Source organism: Labrys okinawensis, from assembly GCF_002982075.1.
Classification (GTDB): Bacteria; Pseudomonadota; Alphaproteobacteria; order Rhizobiales; family Labraceae; genus Labrys; species Labrys okinawensis_A.
On the sequence record NZ_PUEJ01000005.1, the window covers coordinates 143,795 to 158,191 of the forward strand.

At 64.0% G+C, this 14,397-nt stretch carries 14 protein-coding genes; 4 read left to right on the forward strand and 10 right to left on the reverse strand.

The genetic code is table 11. The features are described from left to right. Window positions 1-10 precede the first annotated feature (10 nt). Window positions 11-901, reverse strand: a complete 891-nt coding sequence (locus C5L14_RS14375; RefSeq protein ID WP_105862749.1) for an AraC family transcriptional regulator — start codon at window positions 899-901, stop codon at window positions 11-13. Window positions 902-1,033: 132 nt separating this feature from the next. On the opposite strand from C5L14_RS14375, the gene C5L14_RS14380 reads away from it, so the two are divergent. Continuing rightward, the gene (locus C5L14_RS14380; protein ID WP_105862750.1) at window positions 1,034-1,789 is read left to right on the forward strand and encodes an SDR family NAD(P)-dependent oxidoreductase; all 756 of its coding nucleotides are present in this window, start codon (window positions 1,034-1,036) and stop codon (window positions 1,787-1,789) included. Window positions 1,790-1,794: 5 nt separating this feature from the next. On the opposite strand, the gene C5L14_RS14385 is transcribed toward C5L14_RS14380, so the two are convergent. The 9 genes from C5L14_RS14385 to C5L14_RS14425 all read right to left on the reverse strand — a co-directional run bounded on the left by C5L14_RS14385 (window position 1,795) and on the right by C5L14_RS14425 (window position 10,214). Next, window positions 1,795-2,520 (reverse strand): MOSC domain-containing protein, encoded by a 726-nt coding sequence (locus tag C5L14_RS14385; protein WP_105862751.1) that lies wholly within the window; start codon window positions 2,518-2,520, stop codon window positions 1,795-1,797. Between the two features lie 30 nt (window positions 2,521-2,550). Next, the gene (locus tag C5L14_RS14390) at window positions 2,551-2,955 is read right to left on the reverse strand and encodes a DUF930 domain-containing protein (protein ID WP_105862752.1); all 405 of its coding nucleotides are present in this window, start codon (window positions 2,953-2,955) and stop codon (window positions 2,551-2,553) included. Between the two features lie 360 nt (window positions 2,956-3,315). Continuing rightward, the gene (locus C5L14_RS14395) at window positions 3,316-3,723 is read right to left on the reverse strand and encodes a DoxX family protein (protein WP_105862753.1); all 408 of its coding nucleotides are present in this window, start codon (window positions 3,721-3,723) and stop codon (window positions 3,316-3,318) included. A gap of 185 nt (window positions 3,724-3,908) precedes the next feature. Next, window positions 3,909-4,676, reverse strand: a complete 768-nt coding sequence (locus C5L14_RS14400) for a proteasome-type protease (protein WP_105862754.1) — start codon at window positions 4,674-4,676, stop codon at window positions 3,909-3,911. A gap of 260 nt (window positions 4,677-4,936) precedes the next feature. After that, on the reverse strand, window positions 4,937-5,749 hold the full coding sequence (locus tag C5L14_RS14405) for an ABC transporter permease (RefSeq protein ID WP_105862755.1): 813 nt from the start codon (window positions 5,747-5,749) through the stop codon (window positions 4,937-4,939). Further along, window positions 5,746-6,585, reverse strand: a complete 840-nt coding sequence (locus tag C5L14_RS14410) for an ABC transporter permease (protein WP_105862756.1) — start codon at window positions 6,583-6,585, stop codon at window positions 5,746-5,748. Before C5L14_RS14410 ends, C5L14_RS14405 begins: the two co-directional genes overlap by 4 nt. Before the next feature lie 58 nt (window positions 6,586-6,643). Next, on the reverse strand, window positions 6,644-7,759 hold the full coding sequence (locus C5L14_RS14415) for an ABC transporter substrate-binding protein (protein ID WP_105862757.1): 1,116 nt from the start codon (window positions 7,757-7,759) through the stop codon (window positions 6,644-6,646). 99 nt (window positions 7,760-7,858) lie between these two features. Then, a complete protein-coding gene (locus C5L14_RS14420; protein WP_105862758.1) occupies window positions 7,859-8,992 on the reverse strand; it encodes an ABC transporter ATP-binding protein in 1,134 nt (377 codons plus the stop codon). A 313-nt stretch (window positions 8,993-9,305) separates the two neighbouring features. Further along, window positions 9,306-10,214, reverse strand: a complete 909-nt coding sequence (locus C5L14_RS14425) for a LysR substrate-binding domain-containing protein (RefSeq protein WP_105862759.1) — start codon at window positions 10,212-10,214, stop codon at window positions 9,306-9,308. Between the two features lie 140 nt (window positions 10,215-10,354). Between C5L14_RS14425 and C5L14_RS14430 the strand changes: the two genes are divergently transcribed. The 3 genes from C5L14_RS14430 to C5L14_RS14440 are packed head-to-tail and all read left to right on the forward strand — an operon-like array spanning window position 10,355 to window position 14,348. Next, a complete protein-coding gene (locus tag C5L14_RS14430; RefSeq protein WP_105862760.1) occupies window positions 10,355-11,923 on the forward strand; it encodes a peptidase M20 in 1,569 nt (522 codons plus the stop codon). Between the two features lie 16 nt (window positions 11,924-11,939). Next, window positions 11,940-12,872, forward strand: a complete 933-nt coding sequence (locus C5L14_RS14435) for a dimethylarginine dimethylaminohydrolase family protein (protein WP_428832625.1) — start codon at window positions 11,940-11,942, stop codon at window positions 12,870-12,872. Between the two features lie 33 nt (window positions 12,873-12,905). Beyond that, window positions 12,906-14,348: an FAD-binding oxidoreductase gene (locus C5L14_RS14440; RefSeq protein ID WP_105862762.1), complete on the forward strand. Its 1,443-nt coding sequence runs from the start codon at window positions 12,906-12,908 to the stop codon at window positions 14,346-14,348. Window positions 14,349-14,397 lie beyond the last annotated feature (49 nt).

Here is a 14,397-nt window from a genome sequence, read left to right on the forward strand (position 1 = left end):
CCTTCGATGATCAGGCGGCTGCCCGAGCCCGCCCCCTCGCTGCCTTGATGTCGCGAACCGGCGGCAGGCCGAACAATCGGCCATATTCGCGGGTGAATTGGGGAACGCTCTCATAACCGACCGCGAACGCTGCCCCGCTCGCGCTCATGCCCTCGGCCTGCATCAGGCGCCTGGCCTCGATCAGGCGCAACTGCTTTTGGAATTGCAGGGGAGAGAGGGAGGTTATCGACCGGAAATGCTGGTGGAATGAAGAGACGCTCATGCCTGCAGCCGCGGCCAAGCGCCCGACCGGCAAGGGTTGCATGAATTCGGCCCTCAATACCGCAACGGCTCGCGCGATGCGCTGCGCGTAGCCATCGGGCCAACCCAGCCGCCGGATTGCCGCCCCGTGACGGCCGGCCAGCAGCCAATAATGCATCTCACGCACGAGTTGGGCCTGCAGCACCTGCACCGAGGCCGGTCGATCGAGCAAATGCATCAGCCGCAATGCCACGTCGGCGACCTCGGCATCGGTTGGCTGGACACGCACCGGGGCGTGATCGGCTCCGCCAACGGCATTCATCTGTGCAGCCAGATCGGCGATCACGGCCGCGTCCAGCTCCAGCACCAGCGACAGATAGGGCGCCGTGGTGCTGGCGCGGGTGATCTGGCTGACGGTCGGCACGTCCGCGGTGATCAGCAGGGAATCGCCAGCCGCGAAGTCGAAGGCCTGCATGCCCATGGTGACATGCTTGCTTCCCTGCAGCACCAAGCAGGCGAGGGGGCGGGAGATGGCGTGGACGAGGCCGCTGGGGGCAGTCGCCCGCACAGTGGTAAGACCCGGAATCGGCGTGGCCGCGATACCGTTCGAACCGGCGTGGGCTTGGGCATGGCGGCGAATGGCTTCAAGCAGGGCGGTCATGGTGGCAGCCTACTCGCTTCATGCTCGTTTTGCATGTCTCTTGGAGGATTAGGCAAAGAACATCGAGATTCCGGCAACACCGAAAGGCTATTTCGCCCGATATCGAGGTGTCACACCAACGGAGTTTGCCCGATGACCAGGATTTCACTCGTAACCGGGGCCAGTCGCGGTCTTGGCCGCAGCACGGCCCTCAATATTGCCCGCCTTGGCGGCGATGTCATCCTCACCTATCGCAGCCGGAGCGAGGATGCCGAGGCGGTCGTGGCCGAAATCGAGGCCATGGGCCGGAAGGCGGTCGCCTTTCAACTCGATACAGGCGACGTCCGGGCCTTTGCCGCCTTCGCCGAAAGGGTGCGGGCAACGCTGCATGACACATGGTCACGGGAGACGTTCGATCATCTGGTGAACAATGCCGGTCATGGCGATTACGCTCTGATCGGCCAGACCACCGAGGCGCAGTTCGATGCCCTGGTCAATGTCCATTTCAAAGGTGTCTTCTTCCTCACCCAGGCTCTGCTCCCCCTGCTGGCGGATGGCGGCCGTATCGTCAATCTATCCTCCGGCCTGACACGCGTGTCCTTTCCGGGCTATGCGGCCTATGCCGCGGCGAAGGGGGCCGTGGAGGTCCTGTCGACCTATCTGGCCAAGGAACTGGGTGAAAGGCGGATTGCCGTCAATACCGTGGCGCCGGGAGCGATCGAGACCGATTTCGGCGGTGGCGCCGTGCGCGACGATCCCAGCATCAACAAGCTCTTTGCGCAGATGACCGCCCTTGGGCGAGCCGGAGTGGCCGAGGATATCGGGCCGATGATCGCGAGCCTGTTGTCGGATGCCAATCGCTGGGTCAACGCCCAGCGGATCGAGGTCTCCGGCGGTCAGGCCATCTGAGCCGCTCAGCCGGCGAGATAGATACCGTCGTCCAAGCTGATCCGCCCAGGCTGCTCGACGGTGCCGTAAATGCCGATCCGATTGTCGAACTGGCGCGCGACCGTCTTGATGATCGCGGGAGTGCGCTGGGCCGTCTGGGGATCGAGGGTGATCATCACGCAGCGGTCGATCGGCCGGTCGGCGCGCAGGAGGGCCTCCTGGTTGCCGATGGCGAGCCGCTTGCCGAGCCAATCCCGCTCCCAGATCTCGGCATCCACAGGCTCTATCACGAGATTGATGCGGAAGCGCCGCAGATCGATCCCGCCGCCATGGGCGTGCGCCAGGCGGCCAGCCGTCGTCGTGCTCACCAGCGAGACGACGGCGCTATCGAAATGGCCCCGGCCGAGCTGCATCACATGCACGGGCTCGCCGGCCGCCTCGCTCAATTCCCGGCATAAGGCGGGATCGTCAATGTCGTATTCGCCGCCTTTGGGCGAGACCACGGTGAGCGCTGAGGTTCTGGGATCCTCCGGCTTGAGATAGCGGGCGCGATAGAGCAGCAGATCCGGCAGATCCCGGCCTGTGAGATAGGGAAAGCGGCCGCGGTCCCGCGTTTTCACGAAGGCATATTGCCGGTCGCCGGCAAGGCCGTTCCAGCGCAGCTCCGCCGTGTCCAGGACATCGCTGCCCATGGATTTGACCGGAAAGCGCTGGACCCGGCGGATAACGCCGATCGAACCGTCCTTGCCCATGCCTGCTCGCCCATGCGGGAGTGAAGGAAATCAGTGAATGGAGAGGCCGTGCGAGTCCCATTGGTCGCGCGGCACGGCTTCGCCGACCCTGTACTCCAGCGAGATCACCTTCATGCGGTCGGGTGTCGCCTCGCAGGTAAAGGAATACTGGTACCAGATTCCGCCGCTGCGGAAGGCACCGCCGTCGCCCTCAAGCGTGTCCCCCGACACATGAGGATCGCCCAGCGCATAGGCGATCACACTGTCGGGCTTGTAGGGGCGGGATTCGTGACGCAGCCTTTCCATCAGCTCAATGTCGCAGGCTTGCTGAAACCGATCGGCTGGGGCCAGCTTGGCGAGGCCGGCTTCGGTCCGGCTGGACTTGCTGTTCTGGCGGGCTAAGGCGGGTGTCAGGGCAAGGGCGATCAGGGCGATCGAAAGCAACGTCGATTTCATTCATCCAGTCCAGGCAGTACGGACGCGTGCCGGATCGCTGGACGGCCGGCACGAGCCCGTTATTGGCCATGATTCCCACCATGCACCGCACGATCGGCGAAAGGCCCGGTACGCGCGGCGGTTGGAAATGAGGGACCCGAACCACAGGCGTTCAACAATCCCGCTTTTGCTCCGGGCGACCAGCCACGATGGCCGATGCGGTCATCTCCATAGCGAGTGGGACCGGCTCGGCACGCCAGGGGAGGCGATGTCAACCCCATGGGCGCCCCGAGCCGATTCAGGGAGCGCAACCTAACGCTTCATCCGCGCCTTGTCGATCCGTGGCTGACGCGCAAACCGAAAGGGGGATGCGGCTAAATTCTACCTCTTGCGCGCCGCGTCCACGCTGATCGATCCTGGTCCCGCGAAGACGAAATAGAGGAAGAGGAAGCAGTAGAGGATGGCGGCGTCGCCGCCGTTCAGGGCCGGGAAGAAGGATTTCGGCGCGTGGAACATGAAATAGGCCACCGCCATCTGTCCGGAAAGGATGAAGGCGACGGGGCGGGTAAACAGGCCGATCACGATCAGCAGGCCGCCAAAGGCCTCCAGTATGCCACCGAACCACATCAGGCCGAAGAGCGGGATCTCTCGATCGGGCGGGAGTGCCGGGAAGCCGAACAGCTTCTGGGTGCCGTGCGCCAGGAAGATCAGGCCGGCGACGATGCGCACGATGGAAAGAATGGTCGGCGCATAGGCCTGAAGGGTCGATTGCGTCGAGGATTGCGACATGCTGCTCCGTCCGTGGTCGCTGAAGGGAACGCAGCCTTAGGTTATCAGCGCGCCTCTTTCCAGTCCGCGCGGCAGGCTCCGCGATCACGAACCATCACGTTCTTGTTTAACCTCGTTCCAGACTTGACTGATTTCCAAAGTGTTACGCAGCCGGACCGTGGTGCGCCGCGCGCCTGGGCGGCTGTTCAGGGCGTGTCGAGGACGCCCGTCTTGCCGATGATATAGGGCGGCCGGGGAATGGCGATATGAGCGGCCCGCAAGGCCGCCGACCAGCGTTCGCGCAAATCGTGGAAATAGGGCTCGCCCGGCTCGATGCGGTGGCTGATCTCGGATTTGAGGGCGTCGCGCCGAACGGTGAGGATGTCGATCGGCATCCCGACCCCGAGATTGGAACGCATGGTGGAATCCATCGAGATCAGGCCGACCTTGAGGGCGTCCGGCATTTCCGTCTCATAGTTCACGGCGCGGTCGAGGATGGGCTTGCCATATTTGTGCTCGCCGATCTGCAGATAGGGCGTATCGGCCGTCACCTCGATGAAATTGCCGGCCGAATAGATCATGAAGAGCCGCATCTTGCCGCCCTTGATCTGCCCGCCGAACAGAAAGGCCACGTCGAAGCGGCTGTTGTGCTCCTCCAGACTGCGGCCATCGGTGGCGTAGACCTGGCGGATGGCCCGGCCGATCAACTGAGCGGCCTTGAACATGCTGGGCATGCTCATCAGCGTGTCGACGGCGCCGGTATCGGAATTTTCGAGGCCCTCCTGGATGTGGTCCAGCACAGCCTGGCTGACGGAGAGGTTACCCGAGGTACACACCGCCAGCACGCGCTCTCCCGGCTCCTCGAACACATGCAGCTTGCGGAATGTCGCGATGTTGTCGATGCCGGCGTTGGTGCGCGTATCCGCGATCATCACCAGGCCCTCGCGAACCGAAATCCCGACGCAATAGGTCATCGACTGAACTCCCAAGCCGCCTGCCGGCGGCGCCCCAGCACGAACCCGATCGCCGGGCCGCAGCGATCTTCCCATAGAGCAAGATTCGTTTGCCGCCTACGGGCACCGCCCCGATCGGGACAGCGGCAAATGGCGGCAGGGGAGCGGGCCGCCGTCGCTTGTCCCTATAGGGCCGCTGTTGTCATTGCGAGCGAAGCGAAGCAATCCAGTCTTGCCCCGATACACGGAACTGGATTGCTTCGCTCGCAATGACGACAGGCTTAATGCTTCGGCGCCGAGCGCAGGCTCGAATAGAGCATTCGGATAACCAGCACCAGCGTGGTCAGCACGATCAGGATGACGGAGATCGAAGCGATCGCCGGATCGATGTTGTCGCGCACGCCGCTCCACATCAGCCGCGGCAGGGTGATGGCGTTCACGCTGGTGATGAAGAGGGTGACGCCGATCTCCTCCCAGGACAGCACGAAGGACAGCATCGCCGCTGTCAGCAGGCCGAACTTGATGTTGGGCAGGATGATCCTGGTGGCGCGCTGCCAGACGCTGGCGCCCATGCCGCGGGCGGCGAGATCGATGCGCCGGTCGACCTGGCTGAGCGAGACCATGATCAGCACTACGCAGAAGGGGACGATCATCACCACATGGGCGAGCACCACGCCGAGCCAGGTATCGAAGCCGATGATGGCGCTGACCTGGGACAGGCTGGTGAGCAGAAAGTAGAGCGTCATTGCCGAGACGACCGGCGGCACGATCATCGGCAGCAGCACGAAGCCGACAAGGGCCGCGCTGAAGCGGGGGCGGAACATCCAGATGCCAACGCAGAACAAGGTCGCCAGCGTGGTGGCGAGCACGCTCGAGACAACGCCGATGCGAATGCTGAGCAGGATGGAGTTGGCCCAGTCCGGGTTGGTGAACAGGGTCCGATAGTGGGTCAGGGCATAGTTGCCGTTGGGCATCGACAGATAGCGCGCCGCGGTGAACGAGACCGGCACCACGGCCAGCAGCGGCAGCAGCAGGAAGACGGCGACGAGGGCGGCGACGGTGAGCGCGATAAGGCCGGGGCGATGCGAGGTCATTTGGACACTCCCGTATCGCCGAGACGGGCATAGCGGAACAGCAGGCCCATCAGCACTGCCACGATCACCACCAGCGTCACGCTGATCGCTGCCCCCAGGCCCCAATCCGGGCTCTGGAACATGCGCAGATAGATGAGCTCGGCCACCATCACGCTGCGGCCGCCGCCGAGAATGGCAGGCGTGACGAAGAAGCCGAGGGCGAACACGAAGACGATGAGCGTAGCCCCGATGATGCCGGAAAAGGTCATCGGCACGAAGACCGACCAGAAGATGCGCAGCGGGCCGGCCCCCATGCCGCGCGCCGCGAGGAAGACGCGCTCATCCAGGCTGCGCATGGCCGAGGCCAGCGGAAACACGGCGAAGGGAATGAGAAAATGCGTCATGCCGACGATGACGCCGAACTCGTTGCGCACCAGCGTCAGCGGCTGGGAAATGAAGCCAAGGCTCTGCAGCCAGCTGTTGACGAGACCCCGGTTGGACAGCAAAGCGAGCCAGCCGAAAGCACGGGTCAGCACGGAGATCCAGAAGGGGATGAGGATGCATAATTCCGCCAGGCGCTGCTGCAGCGGCGTGCCGCGCACCCAGACATAGGCGATCATATAGGCGGCGATGACGGTGAGCACCGTCACCATGGCGCAGATGCGGAAGGTGCGCAGGAAGACCGAGAGCACCAGGGGATCGCCGGCAAGCCTTTGATACTGTGTCAGTCCTGGTTCGGGCAGGGTGATGCTCCACTGGGCCACCCCCAGGAAGGGAATGAGATAGACCAGCGTCAGGAATGCCAGCAATGGCCCCGCCAGAACCAGGAATGAAAGCGAAGACAAGGGCTTGTGCATGAAGGCTCTCGCATCTCTTCACTGCCCGGGCTTAGGGGGCCCGGGCAGCGGATGAAGGTCAGGCCGAGATGATCTTGGTATAGGCGTCCAGCGCCGCGCCGTAGTTTTCGGCATACCAGTTCATGTCGAGCGCCACCTGCTTGGCCATGTTGGCCGGATCGACGGGGTTGAGGCGCTTCTGGTCGGCAGGGATGAGAGCGTCGGTCGCCGGATTGGCGGGGCCCTGTCCGAGCATGTCGAACATCACCAGCTGCTTCTTGGGATCCTGTGCGCTGGCGATGAACTTCATCGCATTGTCCCTGCCGCCGGGATTGTTCTTGATCACCGCCATGGCGCCGGGCGAGATCAGGCCCTGGTCCCAGATGAACTTGATCTGCCCGCCCGAATCCTTCTCCAGCACCGAGGCACGAGTGGACCAGATCAGCGCCATCGAGGCATCGCCATTCAGCAGCACCTGCTGACTTTCGGCACCGCCACCCCAATAGGACACCACATTGTCCTTGAAGGCGGCGAGCTTGTCGTGAGCGCGCTTGAGATCGAGCGGATAGAGTTTTTCCGGCGCCACGCCATCGCCGAGCAGCAGGGCCTCCCACATGCCGGCACCCCATTTGTAGAGCGACCGCTTGCCCGGGAATTTCTCCACATTGAAGAAATCGGCCATGCCGGTCGGCGGCTTGTCGCCGAATTTGGAGGCGTCATAGGCAATGACATAGGAGAAGAAATAGGTCGAAGAGGCATGTTCCCAGCCAAAGCCCGGCCGGAACTTCGACTTGTCGACCACCTTGTAGTCGATGGGTTCGAGCATGCCCTGCTTGCCCAGGGAAATGGCGGAGAACGGGTCGGCGTCCACGATGTCCCAGGTCGGCTTGCCGCTCTTGAACTGGGCGGTGATGCCGCCTTCGGTCGGGCCAGTGCCGTCTTCCTTCACGGTGATGCCGGTTTCCTGCTGGAAGGGCTGGCCATAGGCGGCGTCATAGGCCTTGATGGCGTCGCCGCCCCAGTTGACGAGGACGAGCTGGCCGCCATCGGCGCGTGCCGGGCCGGTGCGCAGGGCGAAGGGAGCGCCGGCGAGCACCATGGCGGCGAGCTGGGCGAAGCGCCGGCGGCTGATCTGGCCGGCTTCGACCTTCGAGGCGAGGATTTCGAGACAGTCTTTCTGGAAGGCTTCGTTCATGGCCGATGTTCCCCTGTGGGTATGCGAAGGCGGATGGTGAGAGTTGTGTTATAATTATTTGTTTTTGCGATATTTTAATTGCAGGAAGAGGCCGTTGTTTCAGGCATCTTCCGGCAACAGGAAGCCCTTGCTCTTGGGCCAGGTGAGCCAGAGGTCCGGCCCGTTTGCCAAGGCTTCCGCCGCGCGGTCGGTCGGCAGCGTCAGGCTCACCGGCGTGCCGCTCTTGGTGGTCAGGGATAGTTTGGTGGCCGAGCCGAGATAGGTGGAGGCCGTCACGGTGCCGGCCAGGCAGTTGAGGGACTCCGTCTGCGGCCTGGCCGAGACGTCCATGTGTTCGGGGCGGATGGCCAGGATGCCGGTCTTGCCGACATGGGTCTGAGACGGCACGTCGAGCAGGGCTCCGTCGCAGGAGCCGCGGGCATTGCCGGCTTCCCGCTGGACGTCGTGCAGCGGCAGGAGATTGATGTCCCCCAGAAATTCCGAGACGAAACGGTTGGTCGGCCTTTCGTAGACCTCCTGCGGCGTGCCCACCTGCAGGAGTTGGCCCTGGTTGAAGATCGCCACATGCGACGACAGCGCCATCGCCTCGCTCTGATCGTGCGTGACGAAGATGAAGGTGGTGCCGAGTTCCTCGTGCAGGCGCTTGACCTCGTCCTGCATCGAATTGCGCATGTTTTTGTCGAGGGCGGAGAAGGGCTCGTCGAGCAGGAGCACGGGCGGCTCGAACACCAGAGCCCGCGCCAGTGCCACGCGCTGCTGCTGGCCGCCGGAGAGTTTCGAGGGCAGCTTATGGCCATGGCCGGACAGGCCGACGCGGGCCACCATCTCGCCGACGCGCCGGCGGATCTCGTCGCCGGGCACCTTGCGGATATGCAGGGGGAAGGCGATGTTCTGCTCCACCGTCATATGCGGGAACAGCGCATAGCCCTGGAACACCATGCCGAAGGCGCGCTCTTCGGCGGATAGGGTGGTGATGTCCGTGCCGTCGCGGGTGAGACGGCCGACCGTCGGTTTCTCGAAGCCGGCGAGGATCATCAGGAAGGTGGTCTTGCCGGAGCCCGAAGGGCCGAGCAGGGTGAGGAATTCGCCGCGGGCGATGGTGAGGGACACGCCCTTGAGCGCCTCGAACTTGCCGAATGTCTTGCCGATGCCCTCGGCCCGAATCTCGGCAGCATGTTCGGTGCTCGAATGACCGGCTGCCTTGCCGGGCGCTGTCCCGCCGTTTTGCGCCATGCATGTTCCCCTAAGCGGGTTATCCCTGATCGGAGCCACAGTCTCGGTCAGGGATAACCCGCATGATTTCAAACGATTGCAAGGTTGGCGCGCTTTGCCATTGTGGGTGAAGCGGGCCAACTTTGCTTGGAGCAAAGCGCTTTGCTCCGATTCCGTGTTTCGACGCGTCCTTGCGTTTCCTGCTGCCGCCAAATCGCAAAACGCTTTGGAAAACCTTTCAAAGCCTAAGCGTGATTATCGTTCACGACAATTGAATGTTGTTGCCTCCAGGGAAAAATTTGATTCACCCCAACGGGTAGCCCGCTACAGTTCTTCAGCCATAGTTGGGTCGGTATGTCGGGCTCGTCTGTGCTAAGGCCGACTTCAGCCAGTCTGCGAAGGCGCGAGAGACGGCATGGCCCGTCTTGGTGTGTTCCATCACCAGGAAATAGGAGCGGGGCGACTTGATGGCGAGATCGAAGGGACGGATCAGCTGGCCGGCCTTCATGGCGGTGCGGCAGGTGAGCTCGTCCCCCATGGCGATGCCTTGGCCGGCGGTGGCGGCGGCAAAGACGAGATTCATGTCGGAAAAGATCATGCCGCATTCGGCGTTGGGATTTTCGACATTGGCGAGAGCCAGCCAGCGTGTCCAATCGTCGAAATCGCCCAGATGCAGCAGCGGTGCCCTCAACACATCCGAAGGCTCGTTGAGACCGCCGACCTTGTTGAGCAGAGCGGGGCTGCATAAGGGCGTGAACTGGACCTCACACAGGAGCTCCACCGCCCGATTGGGCCAGTTGCCGTCTCCGAAGGCTATGAAGAGGTCGACATCGGGATTGGAGACGTCGTCGAGCCGCCGCGGCGTCACCACGCGCAGCGACACGTCCGGATACATCTCCTGGAACTCGGCGATGTGCGTGCACAGCCAAAGCGAGGCAAATCCGGGCGTACAGCTCACCTGCAGCGTGCCGGCGACACCCTTGTCGCCATATTGCAGCGAGGCGTCCCCGATGACGGTGAGGGCCTTGCGCACCTCGTTGGCGTAGTGGCGGCCGCGCGCGGTCAGCATCACGCCCTTGCCGTTGCGCTCCAGGAGATCGAAGCCGAGGTCGCGTTCGAGCAGGCGCAATTGATGGCTGACGGCGCTGCGGGTGAGGAAGAGCTCTTCGGCGGCGCGCCAGACGCTGCCGTGGCGGGCGAAGCTGTCGAGGGCCCTCAGGGCTTGGGTGGAGGGAATTCGCAAAAGAGGCTCCGGGAAATCTCTCCCCAACTTTTGGGAGCAATTGCTTACAGGTGAATGGAATTTGTTCAAACGGGCAAAACATATCACTTTTTGATAGCGATGTTCACCGCTTATCCTCGCCATGGATCAGGGAGGCGGAATTGACCAGTTCAGCTCAGCAGACGGCGCTTGCGCATGTCGACGCCATCGCCGGCGATCTCTCGCGCTGGACCCGCACGATCTTCGATTTTGGCGAGACCGCCTGGCGTGAATATGAATCGGCGCGCTGGTATGTCGAACTCCTGCGCCGGCATGGCTTTACCGTCGAGGAAGGCTCGGCCGGCATGCCGACGGCCTTCTGTGCGCACTGGACGGGCAAGCCGGGCGGACCTGTTATCGGCATGTATGCCGAATATGACGCGGTGCCCGGCAATTGCCAGGATGCGGCGACGGTCAGGCGCCCGCGGCCGGGGCTCAGCGAGCATGCCGGCGGCCATACCGACCCCCATTCGGCGCTCGGCACTTCCAGCCTCGGCGGCTTGCTGGCCACCAAGCAGGCGATGGAGCGCCACGGCCTTGCCGGCACGCTGCGCTTTACCGGCGAGCCGGCCGAGAAGGTGAGGGGCTCCAAGCCCCTCCATGCCGCCAAGGGCTATTATGACGGCCTCGACGGCATGCTCTCTTTCCATCCCTTCTACATGCTGCCGATGTGCAACACGGTGCGCTGGGATACCCATTGCGGCGCCGCCTATTCGATGATCTACCGCTTCATCTGTGATGAGCCGGAGGCCTGGAACCGCGCCGCGGGCGCACCGATCCCGCAATCGCATTCGGCGGTGCGCGCGCCCGGCGCCAACGATGCGCTGATGATGATGTACATGGCCTCCAAGGCCCTGCGCGATTCCATGCTGACCCATCAGGGCGGCTGGTCGATCAGCGAGGCGATCCTCACGGCTGGCCAGGCGACGGCGGACAATCTCCCGGCGGGCCTGGCCGAGATCCAGTACATGATGCGCATGCCCACCCTCGATATGGCCGAGCAGGCGACCGCCATGCTCGACCGCAATGCCGAGATGGCGGCCAGGATGACCGGTTGCCGTTATGAGCGTCATTGGGTGTGCAAGTCGCGCCCGGGCCTGGCCAACCATGCCATCGCCAACGTCGTCTGGGAGGCGATGTCAACGGTGGGGGCGCCGCGCTGGGACGAGGAGGCCTGCCGGCTCGCCCGCGAGATCCAGGTCAATCTCGGCCTGGAGCCGATGGAAAAGCCCTTCCTGGCCGAATGCGAACGGCTGATCGCCCCTGAGGAAGCCGAGGCGATCCTGCGGCGGGACCTGCCGCCCTCCCAGCTCAACTCGACCTCGGACGACTATACCGACATGAGCTGGCACGCCCCGACCGCCCGCTTCTACGTGGCCCGGCCGGCCCTCAGGGCGCCGGAAGGCTATACCTATCCGGGCTGGGTGATGAATGCGCTGGGCGGCATGCCCGCCACCATCGATCCGATGGTGACCACCGCCGCCAAGACGATCGCCCTCTCGGCCCTGCGCCTGATCGAGGACGGGGAGGCTCGCGCCGCTGCCCGCCGTGAATTCGAGGAACGCACCGGCGGCGGTGTCGGCGGCTCCAGCTGGATACCGCCGCTGGCCGACTATCCGCCGCCGATCGGCTTCCGCTGGCCCGAATATGTCACCACCGTGCGCGGGCGCGAATGGTGGATCCCCACCTAAGGAAAGGGAAACGACCGTGAACCGCATCGAACAGATCCATGTCGACGACGCCTTCACCCTGCGTCGCCGCAATCTCGCCGGCGGCACCAAGCCGCTCAAGCATTGGGGCTTTCGCAACGAGACCGACCGCTTGACTGACGTCCTGCTCGGCTCGCCGGCTTATCTCAGGCATATGGCCACCAGCTCGCTGTCGCGCAAACATCTGCGCGAGGCGCCCTGCAACATCCAGACCGCGCAGGCCCAGCATAAGGAACTGGCCTCGGCCTATGAGCATTTCGGCGTCAATATCCACTGGCTGGAGCCGGAAGTCGAACTGCCGATGCAGGTCTATACGCGCGATTCCAGCGTGATGACGCCCTATGGCGTCATCATCACCGCCATGGCCAATTGGTGGCGCCGCGGCGAGAACTATGCCGCCATCCGCGCCTATGAGAAGATGGGTATCCCGATCTACGACATGGTGACGGCCGGCACCTTCGAGGGCGGCGATTTCAACGTGATCGAGGAAGGCTGCGTGCTGATCGGCTGCGGGGGCGCCCGCACCCAGGAGGAGGGCGCCCGCCAGGTCGCCGGCTGGTTCGAGAAGGAAGGCTGGGAGGTCCGGCTCGCCTTCATCGACGAATATTACGTCCATATCGACCTGATGGTGGTGCCGATCGCGCCGAAGCTGACGGCAGTGTGCCTGGCCTGCACCGAACCCGGCATCGTCGACTGGCTCAAGGCCAAGGGCCACGAGATCATCGACGTGCCGTTCCAGGATACGATGGCGCTTGGCTGCAACTTCATGTCCGTGGGCGATGACCGCATCATTGCGCCCACCGCGAGCAAGAGCCTGATCGAGCAGCTCAAGGCGCGTGGATTCGAGGTTGCGGCCGTCGACACCGGCGAGATATCCAAGACCGGCGGCGGCATTCACTGCATGGCGCAGGCATTGCGCCGCGCGGCCTGAGCGCTCAAGGCGAAACGACAACAGGGTGAGGCGATGATCGGGCAGGAAAACGGGCTTCCGGCTGACTTCCTGTCAGATCTCGCCTCGGCGGTGGGCGCCGCCAATATCCGCACCGGCGCCGGAATCGCCGAGCTCGATCCGGGCGAGGACCCCGACAATCTCGGCGCTTCTGCCGTGATCTCGCCAGCGACGACAGGGGAGGTAGCCGCGATCGTGCGTCTTTGCGTGCGATACGGTGTTCCCGTAGTGCCGCAGGGTGGGCGCACCGGCCTTGTCGGCGGCGGCATTTCGACGGCGGGACAGCTCGTGATATCGACCCGCCGCCTCAATCGGATCGAGCGGCTCGATGCCGATGAGCGCGTGGCGGTGGTGGAAGCCGGCTGCACGCTGCAGGCCCTGCAGGAGGCCGCGCTCGCCCACCGGCTCGAGCCCGGCATCGATCTGCCGGCCCGCGGTTCGGCCACGATCGGCGGCATGATCTCCACCAATGCCGGGGGTATCATGGCCTTCCGCAATGGCGTGATGCGCCACCGCATTCTCGGCCTGGAAGCGGTGCTGCCGGATGGCTCCATCTATTCCGACCTCACACGGGTGGTGAAGAACTCGGCGGGATATGATCTCAAGCATCTGCTGATCGGCGCAGAGGGCACGCTCGGCATCGTCACCAGGGTCGCGATCAAGCTGGACGCCGTGCCGGCGGCCCATGCCGTGGCCTTGTTTGGTTTCGACTCGGTGCCCGCCGCGCTTGCTGCCATCCGGCGCGCCCTCGACGCGCGGGTCGGCGAACTGCGCGCCGCCGAGGCGATGTGGGCAGATTATTTCCGCTATGCCGCCCGCCACTTCGGCTGGTCGGCGCCGGATTTCTCCATGGAACACCGGATCTATCTCATTCTCTCGCTGGGCGGCGCCGACGAAGCGGCGCTGCAGGAGGAATTGGCGGCGATCTACGAGGAACTGCTGGGAACCTACCCAGAGACCAGCGCCGTCCTGGCGAGTTCGCTGGCGCAGGAGCAGGCGATCTGGCGGCTGCGCGAGGAATCGGCCGTCATCTATGTCGACTATCCCAACTCACCCAGCTTCGACGTCTCGCTGCCCTTGTCGCAGGTAGACGACTACGTGCGCGCCAGCATCGCCGGTCTTGCCGGCGTCTCGCCTGGGCTGGCTCCCTTCGTCTTCGGCCATCTGGGCGATGGCAACCTGCACATCATGCTCAACCGGGCGGAAGACGCGCTGACGGCAGACGACATCGCCGGTGTGGAAGCGGTGCTTTATGGCGGCATCCGCCAGCGCGGCGGTTCGTTCTCGGCCGAGCACGGCGTCGGCTCCAAGCGTATCCATGCCCTCTATGCTACGGCGGACCCGGTCAAGCTCGGCTTGATGCAGGCGATCAAGGCGATGGTCGATCCGGGAGATCTCATGAATCCCGGCAAGGTGATCGATCCCTCCCGCCTTCCCGAAACGAAGCATTCGGGCTGACGCAGCCTGCGCGGAAAGGTGCCATCGCTGGGGGCGTCGATGGTCTCGA